This is a genomic window from Pseudomonas botevensis, from assembly GCF_019145475.1.
Taxonomy (GTDB): Bacteria; Pseudomonadota; Gammaproteobacteria; order Pseudomonadales; family Pseudomonadaceae; genus Aquipseudomonas; species Aquipseudomonas botevensis.
The window spans coordinates 479,493-495,219 of sequence record NZ_JAHTKI010000001.1 but is presented as its reverse complement, the minus strand read 5'-3'; the positions used below and the strand labels follow the sequence as shown (position 1 = coordinate 495,219).

13 protein-coding genes are annotated in these 15,727 nt (G+C 63.6%); 3 read left to right on the top strand and 10 right to left on the bottom strand.

Annotation, left to right across the window (positions count from 1 at the left end):
• Positions 1-54: 54 nt before the first annotated feature.
• On the bottom strand, positions 55-1,110 hold the full coding sequence (locus KVQ74_RS02360; RefSeq protein WP_217829391.1) for an HAD family hydrolase: 1,056 nt from the start codon (positions 1,108-1,110) through the stop codon (positions 55-57).
• A 252-nt stretch (positions 1,111-1,362) separates the two neighbouring features.
• On the opposite strand from KVQ74_RS02360, the gene KVQ74_RS02355 reads away from it, so the two are divergent.
• Positions 1,363-2,754 (top strand): L-cystine transporter, encoded by a 1,392-nt coding sequence (locus KVQ74_RS02355; RefSeq protein WP_217829390.1) that lies wholly within the window; start codon positions 1,363-1,365, stop codon positions 2,752-2,754.
• 93 nt (positions 2,755-2,847) lie between these two features.
• On the opposite strand, the gene KVQ74_RS02350 is transcribed toward KVQ74_RS02355, so the two are convergent.
• Entirely contained in the window at positions 2,848-3,360 is a 513-nt protein-coding gene (locus tag KVQ74_RS02350) for a dihydrofolate reductase (protein WP_217829389.1), read from the bottom strand.
• A gap of 85 nt (positions 3,361-3,445) precedes the next feature.
• Between KVQ74_RS02350 and KVQ74_RS02345 the strand changes: the two genes are divergently transcribed.
• Both KVQ74_RS02345 and KVQ74_RS02340 read left to right on the top strand, forming a co-directional pair.
• Entirely contained in the window at positions 3,446-4,819 is a 1,374-nt protein-coding gene (locus KVQ74_RS02345; RefSeq protein WP_217829388.1) for a DUF2868 domain-containing protein, read from the top strand.
• Positions 4,812-6,197, top strand: coding sequence for a GTPase/DUF3482 domain-containing protein (locus tag KVQ74_RS02340; RefSeq protein ID WP_217829387.1), 1,386 nt, complete (start codon positions 4,812-4,814; stop codon positions 6,195-6,197). Before KVQ74_RS02345 ends, KVQ74_RS02340 begins: the two co-directional genes overlap by 8 nt.
• Here KVQ74_RS02340 and KVQ74_RS02335 read toward each other — a convergent pair.
• The 8 genes from KVQ74_RS02335 to KVQ74_RS02300 form a co-directional block, all read right to left on the bottom strand.
• Complete coding sequence (locus tag KVQ74_RS02335) at positions 6,194-6,619, bottom strand: hypothetical protein (RefSeq protein WP_217829386.1); 426 nt, start codon at positions 6,617-6,619, stop codon at positions 6,194-6,196. The genes KVQ74_RS02340 and KVQ74_RS02335 overlap by 4 nt on opposite strands.
• An 86-nt stretch (positions 6,620-6,705) precedes the next feature.
• Positions 6,706-7,269 carry a phosphonate degradation HD-domain oxygenase gene (locus KVQ74_RS02330; RefSeq protein ID WP_217829385.1) on the bottom strand — a complete coding sequence of 188 codons (564 nt, stop codon included), beginning with the start codon at positions 7,267-7,269 and terminating at the stop codon, positions 6,706-6,708.
• Positions 7,270-7,271: 2 nt separating this feature from the next.
• Positions 7,272-8,405 carry a TIGR03364 family FAD-dependent oxidoreductase gene (locus KVQ74_RS02325; RefSeq protein WP_217829384.1) on the bottom strand — a complete coding sequence of 378 codons (1,134 nt, stop codon included), beginning with the start codon at positions 8,403-8,405 and terminating at the stop codon, positions 7,272-7,274.
• A gap of 109 nt (positions 8,406-8,514) precedes the next feature.
• Positions 8,515-9,540 (bottom strand): putative 2-aminoethylphosphonate ABC transporter substrate-binding protein, encoded by a 1,026-nt coding sequence (locus tag KVQ74_RS02320; protein ID WP_041063660.1) that lies wholly within the window; start codon positions 9,538-9,540, stop codon positions 8,515-8,517.
• Between the two features lie 45 nt (positions 9,541-9,585).
• Entirely contained in the window at positions 9,586-11,310 is a 1,725-nt protein-coding gene (locus tag KVQ74_RS02315; protein ID WP_217829383.1) for a putative 2-aminoethylphosphonate ABC transporter permease subunit, read from the bottom strand.
• Positions 11,310-12,386, bottom strand: a complete 1,077-nt coding sequence (locus tag KVQ74_RS02310; protein WP_217829382.1) for a putative 2-aminoethylphosphonate ABC transporter ATP-binding protein — start codon at positions 12,384-12,386, stop codon at positions 11,310-11,312. Before KVQ74_RS02310 ends, KVQ74_RS02315 begins: the two co-directional genes overlap by 1 nt.
• Before the next feature lie 147 nt (positions 12,387-12,533).
• Complete coding sequence (locus KVQ74_RS02305) at positions 12,534-13,397, bottom strand: LysR family transcriptional regulator (protein ID WP_217829381.1); 864 nt, start codon at positions 13,395-13,397, stop codon at positions 12,534-12,536.
• A 14-nt stretch (positions 13,398-13,411) separates the two neighbouring features.
• Positions 13,412-15,697, bottom strand: a complete 2,286-nt coding sequence (locus tag KVQ74_RS02300; protein WP_217829380.1) for a heavy metal translocating P-type ATPase — start codon at positions 15,695-15,697, stop codon at positions 13,412-13,414.
• Positions 15,698-15,727 lie beyond the last annotated feature (30 nt).

Here is a 15,727-nt window from a genome sequence, read left to right as displayed (position 1 = left end):
CAGACTGGTACGACCCCTTCGCGAGCAAGCCCGCTCCCACAGAATTCAGGGTGCTTACTGAATCTCTTCCGGCTTGACGATCACCCAGTTCTTGTCCGCCGTGACCGGCAACCCTTCCTTGGCCTGGGCCGCCGCGTGCTTGGCCATCATGCCGTTGAGCTGGGTCATGTACTTGTCCTTGCGGTTGACCCACAAGTGGATGCCGCCCTTGGCCACGTCGACATCGTGGAACAGCATGTAGCCGTCGCTGCTCGGGGTGTCGCCGCCCACCAGCACCGGTTTTTTCCACTCGTCGATGTAGGTCAGGATCGCCGCGTGCTTGCCGGCCATCCAGGTGGCCGGCGTCCACAGGTACGGGGTCAGTTCGAGGCCGAGGTTGGCCTTCTCGTCATACTTGCCGGCGGTGATCTGCTTGCGCGCCGTGGTCAGTTCGCCGGTCTCGCGGTTTTTCAGCAGGGTGGTCACGCCGATGACGTTCTGCGGTTTGACGTTGTAGCCATACTTCGGATCGGCCGCGACCATCCGCACCAGCTCTTCGGAAGCGGCAGTCATCACGTAGACCTCGATGCCGTTCTCCATCAGCTTGTTGTACAGCTCTTTTTGCCCGGTGAAGATTTTCGGCGGCTGAACATCGAGGTTCTTCACCACATCGCCTTCGTAATAGGTCGCCGGCACCGGTTTGCCCGAGGCCATCAGCTCATCGACGTAGCCCTTGAGTTCCTTGAGGGTGAAGCCGGAGAACACCTGCGCCACCCACGGGTAGCAGACCATGTCGTCAACTTCGCAGAGGCGGTAGTAGTAACTGAACAGGCTTTCCTTGTGGTCGGCGGTGTCCTTGAACGGCATCAGTTTCAGGGAAGGGTCGAGTTTGTCGCGGGTGATCAGGCCCTTGTTCTCCATGAACGGCAGCAACGACTCTTCAAGATCGTAGCGATAGCTGGTGTTGTCCATGTCGAACACCGCGTAGTTACCTTTGTTGGCGTTGGCCGCGATCATCGCGTCCAGTGCCTTGGCCTGATCCGCCGGCCAGTGTTTCAGGTCGGTGGCAAAAGCCTGGCCGGCCAGGCTCAGGCAGAGTGCGACAGCCAGAAATTTCGGTGCGAACTTCATCGGCATTCCCCTTGTTGAAAGAGACAGGTTCAAAGAGATCGACGCTAACAAATCCGTGTGACAGTTCTCGTCTGTCAGCGACCGCCCACGTCCCTTTCACGCCAGTTGCATCCCCGACAGCGACACGCGCTTATTCCAAAAACGACGGACGCCCTGCGATTTCGGTATTAATTCATTGCAAATCAAACTGTTAGGCTTGCCGGTTCGCAACAGCCCCGGAAGGCTGTTGGCAAAGTCTTTCCTGGAGATCCCATGAATCTGCCGCTGATCCTCAATCTGCTGGTGTTCCTCGCCCTGCTCTTCGGTCTGGCGCAAACCCGCCATACCTCTTGGAGCCTGGCGAAAAAAGTCTTGCTCGCGCTGGTGCTGGGCGTGTTGTTCGGTGTGGTGCTGCACACCATTTACGGCGCCGGCAACCCAGTGCTGAAAGCCTCGATCGGCTGGTTCGATCTGGTCGGCAACGGTTACGTGCAACTGCTGCAAATGATCGTGATCCCGCTGGTGTTCGCCTCGATCCTCAGCGCCGTGGCCCGTCTGCACAATGCCTCGTCGCTGGGCAAGATCAGCTTCCTGACCATCGGCACGCTGCTGTTCACCACGGCCATCGCGGCGCTGATCGGTATCGGCCTGACCAACCTGTTCGGCCTCACCGCCGAAGGCCTGGTGGCCGGCACCCAGGAAATGGCGCGCCTGCAAACCATCCAGACCGATTACGCCGGCAAGGTCGCCGACCTGAATGTGCCGCAACTGCTGTTGTCGTTCATCCCGCAGAACCCGTTCGCCGATCTGGCGCGGGCCAAGCCGACCTCGATCATCAGCGTGGTGATCTTCGCCGCGTTCATGGGCGTTGCCGCGCTGCAACTGCTCAAGGATGACGTCGAGAAAGGTCAGAAAGTGATCAACGCCATCGACACCCTGCAAGCCTGGGTGATGCGCCTGGTACGTCTGGTGATGAAACTGACCCCGTACGGCGTACTGGCGCTGATGACCAAAGTCGTCGCCGGTTCCAACCTGCAAGACATCATCAAGCTCGGCAGTTTTGTGGTGGTGTCGTACCTCGGCCTGGGCCTGATGTTCGTGGTACACGGCGTGCTGGTCTCGGCCGCCGGGATCAATCCGCTGCGTTTCTTCCGCAAGATCTGGCCGGTGCTGACCTTCGCGTTCACCAGCCGCTCCAGCGCCGCGAGCATTCCGCTGAGCATCGAAGCGCAGACCCGTCGCCTGGGGATTCCGCAATCGGTGGCGAGTTTCGCCGCCTCGTTCGGTGCGACCATCGGCCAGAACGGTTGCGCCGGTCTGTACCCGGCCATGCTGGCGGTGATGGTTGCACCGACGGTCGGCATCAACCCGCTGGACCCACTGTGGATCGCGACGCTGGTGGCGATTGTGACCCTGAGTTCGGCCGGTGTGGCGGGCGTGGGTGGCGGTGCGACGTTCGCCGCGCTGATCGTGCTGCCGGCAATGGGCTTGCCGGTATCGCTGGTGGCGTTGCTGATTTCGGTCGAGCCGTTGATCGACATGGGTCGTACGGCGTTGAACGTGAGCGGTTCGATCACCGCCGGGGCGATCACCAGCCAGGTGATGCAGCAGACCGACAAGGCGCTGCTGGAGGCCGATGAGCATGCGGAACTGGCGCAGGCTTAAGTTTTTCAGCGTCTGAGCGGGTCTTTTCGCGAGCAGGCCCGCTCCCACAGGGAAAGGCATTCCAATGTGGGAGCGGGTTTGCTCATGAAGCTGTCAGGCTTTTTCCCATACTTCAAAGTTGTAAGCCGGTTTGTCGCCCTCAGGCGGATTCTCGACGTTGGAAACCAGTTTCCACTGCGCCGGATCAAACTCCGGAAACCACGCATCCCCTTCCGGGCTCAGCGCCACACGGGTCAGATACAGACGATCGGCCTGCGCCAGCCCCTGCGCATACAACTGCGCGCCGCCAATCAGCATCAGCTCATCGACGCCTTGTTCTTTGGCCCAGGCTTCGGCGCGAACCACCGCAGCTTCCAGCGACGAATAGACTTCTGCGCCCTCCAGCACCAGACCGGCCTGACGGCTGACCACGATGTTCAAACGGCCCGGCAGCGGCCGGCCGAGGGAATCCCAGGTCTTGCGGCCCATGATGATCGGCTTGCCGAGGGTCGTCGCCTTGAAGTATTTGAAGTCCCCCGGCAGGTGCCAGGGCATGCTGTTGTCGACGCCGATCACGCGGTTTTCACCGAGGGCTGCGATCAGGCTGAGGGGGAGTGATTTAGTCATGCCGGCGAGGATACCAGAGCCTCGCTTGACCCGATAAGCGCCACAGCGGTTATGCTCACGGCTCGATTAAGCGACGGGAAGCCGCGTGACTGAACTGACTCCACTGCAAAACCTCTGGCTCACCGAAACCATCCGCCTGCGCGAGGAACACGCCGGGCCGCTGGAGGATCTGGAAGCCAATCGCCTGGCCCGCGCGGCCGGTGGTGATCTGCCGGGCCGCATCCAGCGCCGGGCGGTGTGGCTGGCCGAGCGCGACGGCCTCGGCACCGCGTTGCGGCACTGGCTGCAAGGCGCGCGGCTGGCACTGGTGCTGCTGACGATCCTGGCAGTGTTGAGCGGCGCCGGTCTGGCGTTCGCGGCCCTGGGCCAGACACCGGTCAATGTGTTCTGGGCCTTGGGCAGCCTGCTCGGGTTGAATCTGATCCTGCTGATCAGTTGGGCATTCGGACTGCTGTTTGCCGGCGAACACGGCGCGACGCTCGGCCGTTTGTGGCTGTGGCTCAGCGAAAAACTCGCCCGCGATGCCAAGGCCGCGCAACTGGCACCGGCGCTGTTACTCCTGCTGCAAAGACAAAAACTCAACCGCTGGGCGCTCGGCACGCTGGTCAACGGCCTGTGGCTGCTGGCGATGCTCAGCGCCCTCGTGCTGCTGCTGACGCTGATGGCGACCCGGCGCTATGGCTTCGTCTGGGAAACCACGATTCTCAGCGGCGACACCTTTATCAGCATGACCCAGGCCTTAGGCGCCCTGCCGGCGCTGCTCGGTTTCAACGTGCCGACCGAGGCGATGATCCGCGCCAGCGGCGACAGCGCGTTGAACATCGAAAGCGCCCGTCAGGCCTGGGCCACCTGGCTGGTGGGGGTGCTGGTGGTCTACGGCGTGCTGCCGCGCCTGCTGTTGGCGTTATTGTGCTTCTGGCGCTGGAACAGCGGCAAAGCCGCGCTGCGCCTGGACTTGAATCTGCCCGGCTATGCGCAATTGCGCGAACGCCTGATGCCGACCAGCGAACGCTTGGGCATCAACGATGCGGCGCCCGAACAATTGCATCGGGTCGAAAGCGGCGTCAGCGAACTCACCAGCGAGGGCGCGCTGCTGGTCGCCATCGAACTCGACGATCAGCGCCCATGGCCGCCGACCCTGGCGAAAAATGTCAGTGACGCCGGCATCCTCGACAGCCGCGAATCCCGGCACAAACTGCTCGAACAACTGAGCAGCTTCCCGCCGGCGCGCCTGGCAATCGCCTGTGATCCCCGACGCTCGCCGGATCGCGGCAGCCTGGCGCTGATCGCCGAGCTGGCGCGCAATGCCGCCGCCACCCGCGTCTGGCTGCTGCAGGCGCCGCCGGGGCAGGCACTGGATGCCGAACGGCTGGGTGACTGGCATGTGGCGCTGCAGCAACTGGAGCTGCCGTTCGCCGATTGCGCGCCGTTGAACTGGCTGGAGAGCGGTCATGACTGATGCCTGGAAAGCGCCGCTGAAACTGGCGGTGGTCGGCCACACCAACGTCGGCAAGACGTCGCTGCTGCGAACCCTCACTCGCGATGTCGGCTTCGGTGAAGTCTCCCACCGGCCGAGCACCACCCGGCACGTCGAAGGCGCGCGGCTGTCGGTGGATGGCGAGCCGCTGCTCGACCTCTACGACACCCCCGGCCTGGAAGACGCCATCGCCCTGCTGGATTTTCTCGAACGCCTGGAGCGTCCCGGTGAGCGCCTCGATGGCCCGGCGCGGCTGGCGCGGTTTCTCGATGGCAGCGAAGCCCGCCAGCGTTTCGAACAGGAAGCCAAGGTGCTGCGCCAACTGCTCGACTCCGATGCCGGCCTGTATGTGATCGACGCCCGCGAACCGGTGCTCGCCAAGTACCGCGATGAGCTGCAAGTGCTCGCCAGTTGCGGCAAGCCGCTGCTGCCGGTGCTGAACTTTGTCAGCAGCGCCAATCACCGCGAACCGGACTGGCGTGAAGCCCTGGCCCGTCTCGGTCTGCATGCGCTGGTGCGCTTCGACAGCGTCGCCCCGCCGGAGGATGGCGAACGGCGGCTGTACGAAAGCCTCGCGTTGCTGCTGGAAAATGCCCGCCCGCAACTGGAGCGCCTGATCGCCGATCAACTGGCGCAACGCGAGGCCCGCCAGCAAAGCGCAGCGCGGTTGATTGCCGAGCTGCTGATCGATTGCGCGGCGTGCCGACGCAGCGTGGTCAGTGCCGCCGAACAGGAACAGCACGCCATCAGCGAGCTGCGCAAAGCCGTGCGTCAGCGTGAACAGCGTTGCGTCGAAGCGCTGCTCAAGCTCTACGCCTTCCGTCCGCAGGACGCCGCCGCCAGTGACCTGCCGTTGCTCGACGGCCGTTGGGGCGATGACCTGTTCAACCCGGAAACCCTCAAGCAACTCGGCGTGCGGGTCGGCGGTGGCATCGCTGCCGGCGCGGCGGCCGGAGCCGGGGTGGATCTGCTGGTGGGCGGTATCACCCTTGGCGCGGCAGCACTGGCCGGGGCGATTGCCGGAGGGGCGCTGCAAACCGCTCGCAGCTATGGCAATCGCCTGCTCGGCAAACTCAAGGGCCAGCGCGAACTCACCGTCGACGACAATGTGTTGCGCCTGCTCGCTTTGCGACAACGGCAACTGCTGCAAGCGTTGAACGCCCGCGGGCACGCGGCGCTGGACAGCATTCAGCTCGCCACCCCGCAGGACAAGACCTGGCGCGAAGGCAAGCTGCCCGAAGCGCTGAACATCGCCCGGGCGCATCCGCAATGGTCGTCGCTCAACCCGCATCCGAAACTGAGCCAGGCCCAGCGCCAGGAACAGATCGACGGTCTGGTGGACAAGGTGCTCGAAGCCTAAAACCAGCCAAGCTTGAGAAACTGTTTGACCAGTGCAGTCACGCGACTGCGATCCGTGCGGTTGGCGCGGCCATCGTTGTCGACATCGGAACAGAGCACCACCTCGAAGCCGCCATCATTGTCCAGGTCATGGACGGCGGCTTTGTAGGCGATGGTTTCACCTTGATGAAAGTGCAGCCTGACCGACTCCGGTGTGCCATCGCCCCGTGGGTTCAGGGCGAAAATCCGCAGGTGCCGCGCCTGCCCCTCACCTTCGTTGAACCAGGCACATTTGAGGTAGGTCCTGACGAAGCTGCGCAATTGCACCTGCTCGCGCTCGGTGGGTTCGCGCAACCCGCGCTCGCCTTCATGAAATCGCAGTTGAACCGTGTTTCCGCCCCCCGTGCCCCATCGATCCTGAGCAATCACTTGTAGATAACGCATCCGTGCGCTCCTTCGGCAAAAGCCCAGTCTGGCGTTCTACCGGGAGCGCACGCCATGCGCCCTTTCGCGGTTTGCCGTAAGAAGCGTCAGCAGACTTGGCCGGATAGCACGCCGAAGGCCTTGCGCCTGAGCAACTGCAGATCGATCAGCGGCACGGCCGTTTCCTTCGCCAATTCATCCCACTGGCGCATGCGCAGGCTCACCGTACACAACGGATCCTGCTCGAAGGCTTGCGCTTCAGCCGCCGTCATCACCCCGCCCTGATACGCCAGCGTCCGCCGACTGGCTTCACTCAAGCGCTCGTAGTAGCCAGGCTCCTTCAGGGTCAGATAACGCTTGGCCTGTACGTGATACTCCACCAGCCGCGCCATGCGCTCGCTGAATCCGGCCTCGCGCAGATAGTCCGCGCCGAGACGCTCATGACTGACCACGCCATAGCCGCCCATGTTCTCGGCACCCTCGGCGCACAGATGGCCGATGTCGTGGAAAAACGCCGCCAGCACCACTTCATCGTCGAAGCCTTCGGCCATCGCCCGTTCCGCTGCCTGGGACATGTGCTCGATCTGCGACACCGGCTCGCCGATGTAGTCGCTGGCGCCAAAGCGCTCGTACAGCCCGAACACCCGGTCGATGATTTGCTCGTGACTCACCGTCAAATCTCCCCGAGCAATTGCGCGATATTGCGCTCGGCCATGGCCGGACCGACGCTCATGCCGACCCCGGTGTGCATCAGCGCCACACCCAGCCCCGGTGCCGGTTGCAGGAACGAAAACGGCCCCGGCCCACGGGAGCCGTAGACGCCTTGCCAGCGCTCGATCACATCCACTTTGCAATCGAGGGTCTGCTCGGCCAGTTCGATCATCCAGTTGTCCACCTGCTCGGCATTAAACGGCGACGGGTCGCTGCCGTAGTGATGCGAATCGCCAATGATCAGCTCGCCATAGGGCGTCGGGCTGATGAGCAGGTGAATGCCGTGCTCCTGCAAGTGCGGCTCGTCGCGCCGGATCCGCGCCTGCACCGCCGCCGCTTCCGGCAGATCGGCGAACGCGCCGTAGTGAACGCAACTGAGGCCGGTGAGCACCGCGTGTTGCAGATCGAGGTCGATCTGCGGCCGGACGCGGAGCATTTGCAGGCGGCAGACTTGCGGATCGAGCGCGGCAATCGGCTCGGCCAGCAGGGTCTGATAATCATGGCCGGAACAGACGATGATCTGCCCGGCGGTGAACGTGCCGGCGGTGCTGTGCAGGCGCCCCGGTTCGACATCGCGGACCAGGGTCGAGAAGTGAAACTCGACGTTCAGTTCGCGACGCAGGTAATCGATCAGCGCCGGGATCGCTTCCCGGGAATACAGCTGCTGGTCGTCCATCCCGTGCAACGCCGCGCGGTGATGGCTGAACTGACCGCGATACAGATCCCGCAACGCCGCGCCGCGCAGCAGTTCCACGCGATAGCCGTGCTCCACGGCACGCCCTGCGCAGAAGGCTTCGAGCAGGTGTTCTTCGGCATCGTTGCGGGCGAACAGGTACGAGCCGTTGCGCTTGAGTTGCAGGCCGGCGAGCTGCGCCCACTGCCCCCAGATCTCACGGCTGGCCTTGGCCAGTTCGAGCATCGGCCCCGGCGGCTGGCCGGTGACCAGCGCCTGGCCGAAGTTGCGCACCGAGGCGCCGAGCGGCGTGGCGGTACGTTCGAAAACCGTGACCTTGAGACCGCGCCGCGCGGCGGCATAGGCATGGGACAGGCCGAGAATGCCGGCGCCGACGATCAGCAGGTCGTTGTGTTGTGTCATCTGAATGATGTCCTGAATGAAAGCCCGCTCTCACATGGGTCTGGTGTACACCACCCAACCTGTGGGAGCGGGCTTGCCCGCGTAGAGGCCCTGTCAGCCGATAAAGGTCTTACTTGGCCGCGACTTTCTCGGACTTGCCGTCATAGCGCTTACGCCATTCGGTCAGGATCTCGTCGCGATTCTTCGAGGCCCAGGCAAAGTCGTTCTTGATCAGGCGCTGCTCGTAGTCCGCCGGCAATTCGGTCTGCGGCTTGGCGATGCCCGGTTGGGCGAGGACGGCGAAGTTTTCCTTGTACAGGTCCATCGCCTCGGCGCTGGCGGAGAAGTCGGCAAGTTTCTTCGCCGCGTCTTCATGCGGGGTGCCCTTGATCACGGCGGTCGCTTCGATCTCCCAGCCCAGGCCTTCCTTCGGCAGGATGATGTCCAGCGGCGCGCCCTGGCGTTTGAGTTGCACGGCCGGGTATTCGAAGGAGATGCCGATCGGGAACTCGCCCGCCGCCGCCAGCTTGCATGGCTTGGAACCGGAGTGAACGTACTGGCCGATGTTCTGGTGCAGACCGTCCATGTAGGCCCAGCCCTGTTTCTCGCCGAAGGTTTGCAGCCAGGCGCTGACATCGAGGAAACCGGTGCCGGACGACGCCGGGTTGGGCATGACAATCTTGCCCTTGTACTCAGGCTTGGTCAGGTCCTGCCAGCTCACCGGTTTGCTCAGGCCCTGCTTCTCGGCCTCGACGGTGTTGAAGCAAATGGTCGCGGCCCACACGTCCATGCCGACCCAGGCTGGCGGGTTGGCAGCGTCGCGGTAGTTCGCGCCGATCTTGCCCAGGTCCTTCGGCGCGTAGCTTTGCAGCATGCCTTGCTGGTCGAGAATCGCCAGGCTCGACGCCGCCAGGCCCCACACCGCGTCAGCCTGCGGGCGGGCCTTTTCGGCCAGCAACTTGGCGGTGATGATCCCGGTGGAATCGCGCACCCACTTGATCTCGACGTCCGGGTTGGCTTTTTCGAACGCAGCCTTGTAGGCAGTCAGCTGTTCGGCTTCGAGGGCGGTGTACACCGTCAACTCGGTTTTTGCCGCAAAGGCGTTCAGGCTGAAAGTAGCGAGCACCGCAGCGGCCAGGGCCATAGGCTTGAACATGATCGTTTTCCTATCTCGGATTGAGGGGTTGGGTCGAGGGTGAAATCAATGGCCGGGCGCGGTCTGCCGCCAGGCCTGGGAACGGCGCAGCAAGCCACGCGAAGCCCCGGCCAGCAGCAGGGACACGCCCGCCGAGGTGAACAGAATCAGAGTCGACATCGCCGCCGCGCCGCCGACGTTGCCGGCGTCATCCATGTTCAGCACCGCCACCGCCGCGAGGATGGTGTCGGGGCTGTAGAGGAAGATCGCCGCCGAGACAGTGGTCATCGCCGAGACGAACAGGTAGCGCACGATGTCCAGCAACGCCGGCAGGCAGATCGGCACCGTGACGCGCAGGTAATGCCGGTACAGCGGCGCCTTCAGCGACAGCGCGGCGGCTTCGAACTCGGCGTCGAGCTGACGCAGCGCGGTGGTGGCGGTCATCTGCGCGGTGGTCAGGTAGTGGGCGATGGTGCAGACGATCAGCAGGGTCATCGTCCCGTACAGCACATGCAGCGGGTTGCCGGCCAGGTTGAAGAAGAAGACGTAACCCAGGCCGAGCACCAGCCCCGGCACCGCCATCGGTACGAAACTGAGCATGCGCAGGGTCAGATTGAGTCCGCGCTGGGTGCGGGTCTTTTCCATCAGGTAGGCGCCGGTGAAGATCAGCACGCTGCCGATCAGCGCGGTGCCCAGGGCCATCTTCAGGCTGTTGCCGTAGGCCAGCCAGCCGCCGCCGGCGGTTTCGTTGAACTGATAATGGTTGAGCGACAGCGACAGGTTGTACGGCCAGAACTTCACCAGCGACGAGAACACCGCCATGCCGAACACCAGCAGCAGCGCGGCGCTGATCAACAGCACGATCGCCAGGTAACAGCCATCACGGCGCTTCGACGCTGTCGGTTTGAACACTTGGGCGCGGCCACTCATGGAATCGCCATGACGCCGACGCAACCAGGCATCGACGCCGAAACTGAACAGTGCCGGCAGCAACAGCACCATGCCGATCAACGCGCCGCGACCGAACTGTTGCTGGCCGACCACCGCTTTGTAGGCTTCCAGCGCCAGCACCTGATAATCGCCACCGACCACCACCGGCACGCCGAAATCGGTGATGGTGAGGGTGAACACCAGACAGAACGCGGCGAACACCGCCTGCCGCGTCGCCGGCCAGGTGATGCTGCGAAACGCTTTGGCCGGACTGGCGCCCATGCTCGACGCCGCATCGAACAATCGCGCATCCGCCAGGGAAAGGGCTGACAGCAGAATCATCAGGGCGTGTGGGAAGGTGTAGATCACCTCGCCCAGCACAATCCCCCAGAAACCATAGATGTTGTCCGACAGCAGGCCGCGCAACATGCCCTGATTACCGAACAGATACACCAGGGCAATCCCCGGCAGCATCGACGGCGCCATCAATGGCAGCAGCGAAATCCCCCGCCACAGGCCCTTGGCCGGAATCAACGTGCGCTGCAAGCCGTAGGCAAACAGGTAGGCCAGCGGTACGACGATGGCCGCGACGCTGAGGGAAACCTTCAGGCTGTTGCCGAGCAACCAGTGGAAGTTGTCGCTGGTCACCAGATCCTTCGCCGCGAGCCAGCCACCGCCCTGCCCGGCCTCGCTGCTGAAGCCGCGCCAGAAGATCGCCAGCAACGGCAACAGCACCGCGACCCCGAGCAAGACCAGCAGCAGGAGTTTGCCGCCGAGAACGAAGATCCGGTCGCCGAATTCGGCCCCGGACACCCGCCGCGCCTGCTTTTGCGCCAGCGGCAGGGCAAGGTTGCGGTTCATCAGGCGAACACCTGCAGACTGCGCGGTGGCAGGGCGACCATGATCTGTTGGGCGCCGAGGCGCGGCATGGCTTCCGGGGCCAGTTCGGCGAGCAAGGCATGGCCGGGCAGTTGATCGAGTTCGAAACTCATGCGGCAGCGATTGCCGAGGAAAGTGATCTCGCGGACCTTGGCCGGGAACAGGTTTTCCTCATGCACCAGCGGGTTGACGTTGATCGCTTCCGGGCGGCAGAACAACCGGCCCGAAGGGCTTTGCACACTGCCATCGGCCAGGCGCAGGTTCATCCCGCCGACCTGCGCATGGCTGTCGCTGCTGCGCTGGAATGGCAGCCAGTTGCCCTGACCGACGAATTCGGCAACGAACGGTGTGGCCGGGCGGTTGTAGATTTCCTGCGGAGTGGCGTACTGCTCGACCCGGCCGTTGTTCATCACGGCGATGCGGTCGGCCATCAACATGGCTTCGTCCTGATTGTGAGTGACCATCAGGGTGGTGATGCCGAGGTTGCGTTGCAGTTGGCGCAGCTCGGTACACAGATGCTCGCGCACCCGGGCGTCGAGGGCCGACATCGGTTCGTCGAGCAGCAACAGCGAAGGTGCCGGTGCCAGGGCGCGAGCCAGGGCGACCCGCTGCTGTTGGCCGCCGGACAACTGGCCGGGGTACTTTTTCTCACTGCCGCCGAGGCCGACCAGCTCCAGCATCTGACCGACCCGACGGCGCACTTCGTCGCGACCGCTGCCGGCAAGGCCGTAGGCAATGTTCGCTTCCACGGTCAGATTGGGAAACAGTGCGTAGGACTGGAACAGAATCCCGTAATCCCGCGCCTGCGGTGCGAGGTGGGACACGTCGCGCTCGCCCAGGTACAACTCGCCGCTGTCCTGCTTTTCCAGCCCGGCGATGCAGCGCAACAGCGTGGTCTTGCCGCAACCCGACGGGCCGAGCAGGCACACCAGCTCACCGGCCGCGACGTCGAGGGAGACGTTATCCAGCGCGGTGAAGGCGCCGAAGCGCTTCTGCACGTTGCGCACCTTCATTGGCGCGCCGGGGTTGGTCAGGGCAGTTGCGATTGCGGGATTCATGGACAGACCTCATCAAGCAGATGAGGGCCATCCTAGGACTGTAATGCGTCCGTCATATGGCAACGAGGCAAAAACGGCCGATAGTGGTATTCGGGGATTTTGGTTCGGTTTTCATGTCATGTGTGACCTGATCTGACGCCGAGGGCTTCAGGCCGGAGACATTTCCTGCGCCAGCCCAAGAAACGCCGCTGGCAACCGGGCGCTCTTGCGCTCCTTGAGGCAGTACAGGTACTCGGGAATCTGCGGCGCATTCTCCAGGGTCAGCACCCGCAACTGCGGATCGTGGGGCACTTCCTGGCGGGCAATGATGCTGATGCCGATATTGCGCAGCACCGCCTCGCGGATCGACTCGCGGCTGCCGATCTCCAGCAACGGGCCGAAGCTCACGCCGGCGCTCGCCAGCAGCTCTTCGGTCAGGCGCCGAGTGGTCGAACCGGACTCGCGCATCAGCAGGGTATGCCCGGCCAGCGCGCTCAACGCCACATGCTCATGCGTCGCCAGCGGGTGATTGCGATGCACCGCCAGCACCAGCGGATCGCTGCCCAGCACCCGGCGAATCAACCGCGCATCCTCGAGCAACTGCGACGACGCGGCGACATCCACCCGGTAATCCTCCAGCGCTTCGAGCACTTGCTGCGAGTTGCCGATCTCCACCGAAACCTCCACCTGGGGCAGACGCTCGCGAAAGGTCTTCACCAGATCGAGGATGTAATACGGCGCAGTGGCAGCGATGCGCAACGTGCCCTGGACCTGGCCGCTGTTACGCAGGAAGAACTCGATATCGGCCTCCTGCTGCAACAGCGTCTTGACCATCGGCAGCAGTCGCGCGCCCTCCTCGCTGACGCTCAGGCGCCGGCCGCCCCGGTAGAACAGCTCCACCGAATACTGGCTTTCCAGGTTGCGGATCTGGGTGGTCACGGTCGGTTGGCTGAGGCCGAGCTTCTTCGCCGCCAGGGTGATGCTGCCCAGGCGGGCCACCATATAAAACGCCTTCAGCTCGGCACTCAGCACAACCGCCCCTCATATTATTTGCGCAGCAGGCGCAAGCCGTTGAACACCACCAACAGGCTCACGCCCATGTCGGCGAACACCGCCATCCACATGGTGGCGAGACCGGCGAAGGTTATCCCAAGAAAGATAGCCTTGATCACCAATGCCAGCGCGATGTTCTGTTTCAGGATGCTGGCGGTGTTGCGCGACAGACTGATGAAGGCCGGAATCTTGCGCAGATCGTCGTCCATCAGGGCGACATCGGCGGTTTCGATGGCGGTATCGGTGCCGGCGGCGGCCATCGCGAAACCGATCTCCGCTCGCGCCAGCGCCGGTGCGTCGTTGATCCCGTCACCGACCATGCCGACCCGGCGTCCCTGGGCATACAAGTCTTCGATGGCTTGCAGCTTGTCGGTCGGCAGCAAATCGCCCTTGGCCTGATCGATCCCGACCTGCGCCGCGATCGCCTGCGCGGTATGCACGTTGTCGCCCGTGAGCATCAGGGTTTTCACCCCCAGCTCATGCAACTGACGGATCGCTTCGCGGCTGCTGTCCTTGACGGTGTCGGCCACGGCGAACAGCGCCAGCGGACCGGACTTGTCGAGCAGCAGTACCACGGACTTGCCTTGTTTCTCCAGGGCGAACAGCTTTTCTTCCAGCGCCGGGGAACACAGGCCCAGCTCTTCGACCAACCGATGGTTGCCCAAGTGATAGGTCTGACCGTCGATTTCACCTTTTACGCCACGACCGCCCAGCGCTTCGAAGTTATCCACAATCAGTGCCGGAAAGTTTTTATCCACAGCGGCATTGGCGATAGCCAGCGAAACCGGGTGGTCGGAGCGCCCGGCCAGGGCTGCGGCAATCGCTGGCGCGCTGGCGTCGGCGGTCGGGTCGAGTGACAGGTAATCGGTCTGTACCGGTTTGCCGTGGGTGAGGGTGCCGGTCTTGTCCAGCGCTAGATAGTCGAGCTTGAAACCACCCTCCAGGTACACGCCTCCCTTGACCAGAATGCCTTTGCGCGCCGCTGCGGCAAGACCGCTGACGATGGTCACGGGGGTGGAAATCACCAGTGCGCACGGGCAGGCGACCACCAGCAGCACCAAGGCGCGGTAGATCCAGTCGAACCACGCCGCGCCCATGAACAGCGGCGGAATCAGCGCCACACCCAAGGCAAAGATGAACACCACCGGGGTGTAGATTTTCGAGAATTGATCGACGAAGCGCTGGGTCGGTGCCCGCGCGCCTTGCGCCTGTTCCACGGCGTGGATGATCCGCGCCAGGGTCGAGTTGTTCGCCGCTGCCGTTACCGCGTATTCCAGCGAACCGGCTTGGTTGATGGTGCCGGCGAAAACCTTGTCGCCAACGGTTTTCTCCACCGGCAGACTTTCACCGGTGATCGGCGCCTGATCGATGGTCGAACTGCCGCTGACGACTTCACCGTCCAGTGCGATGCGCTCGCCGGGTCTGACCCGCACACGAGCGCCGAGATCGATGCTTTTCACGTCCAGTTCGACCCAGTTGCCGTCAGCCTGCAACACCGTCGCCTGCTCCGGCGTCATCTGCATCAAACCGCTGATGGCGTTGCGTGCGCGATCCAGCGAGCGCGCTTCAATCAGCTCGGCCACGGTGAACAGGAACATCACCATCGCCGCTTCCGGCCACTGGCCGATCAGCACGGCGCCGGTCACGGCGATGCTCATCAGCGCGTTGATGTTGAGGTTGCGGTTCTTCAGGGCGATCCAGCCCTTTTTGTAAGTGCCGAGGCCGCCGCTGAGGATCGAGATCAGCGCGATGATCGCCACCACCCAGGTCGGCGCGGCGCTGGTGAAATGGATGACTTCAGCGGCCAGCGCGCCGACACCGGACACCGCCAGCGGCCACCAGTGTTTTTTCACCGGCGCTGGCGTTGGTGCTTCGACGCCCGCCTCCAGCGGCTCGGCCTGCATGCCCAGGGACTTGATCGCGTCGATGATCGGCGCGGTGTCCGCCAGGTTGTGGGTCACCCCGAGCACGCGGTTGATCAGGTTGAATTCCAGCTGCTGGATGCCGGCCAGTTTGCCGAGTTTGTTCTGGATCAGCGTCTGTTCGGTCGGGCAGTCCATCGCTTCGATGCGGAAACTGCTCAGCCGCGCGTCGGCGCTCGGCGCTGCGCTCAACTGGATCAGCGAAGGCGCGGCGGCTTTCGACGAACAGCAGGCATCGCCGCCGTGGGAATGCTTGTGGACAGGCTGCAATTTGGCGCTGTGATCATGACTGTGATCGTGGCCATGCGGGTGATCGTGCCCGTCGCCGGGCTTGTGGGTGTGCAGGGAGTCGCTCATTGGTCGCGTCCATGAAGGTGCCTGTTGCCA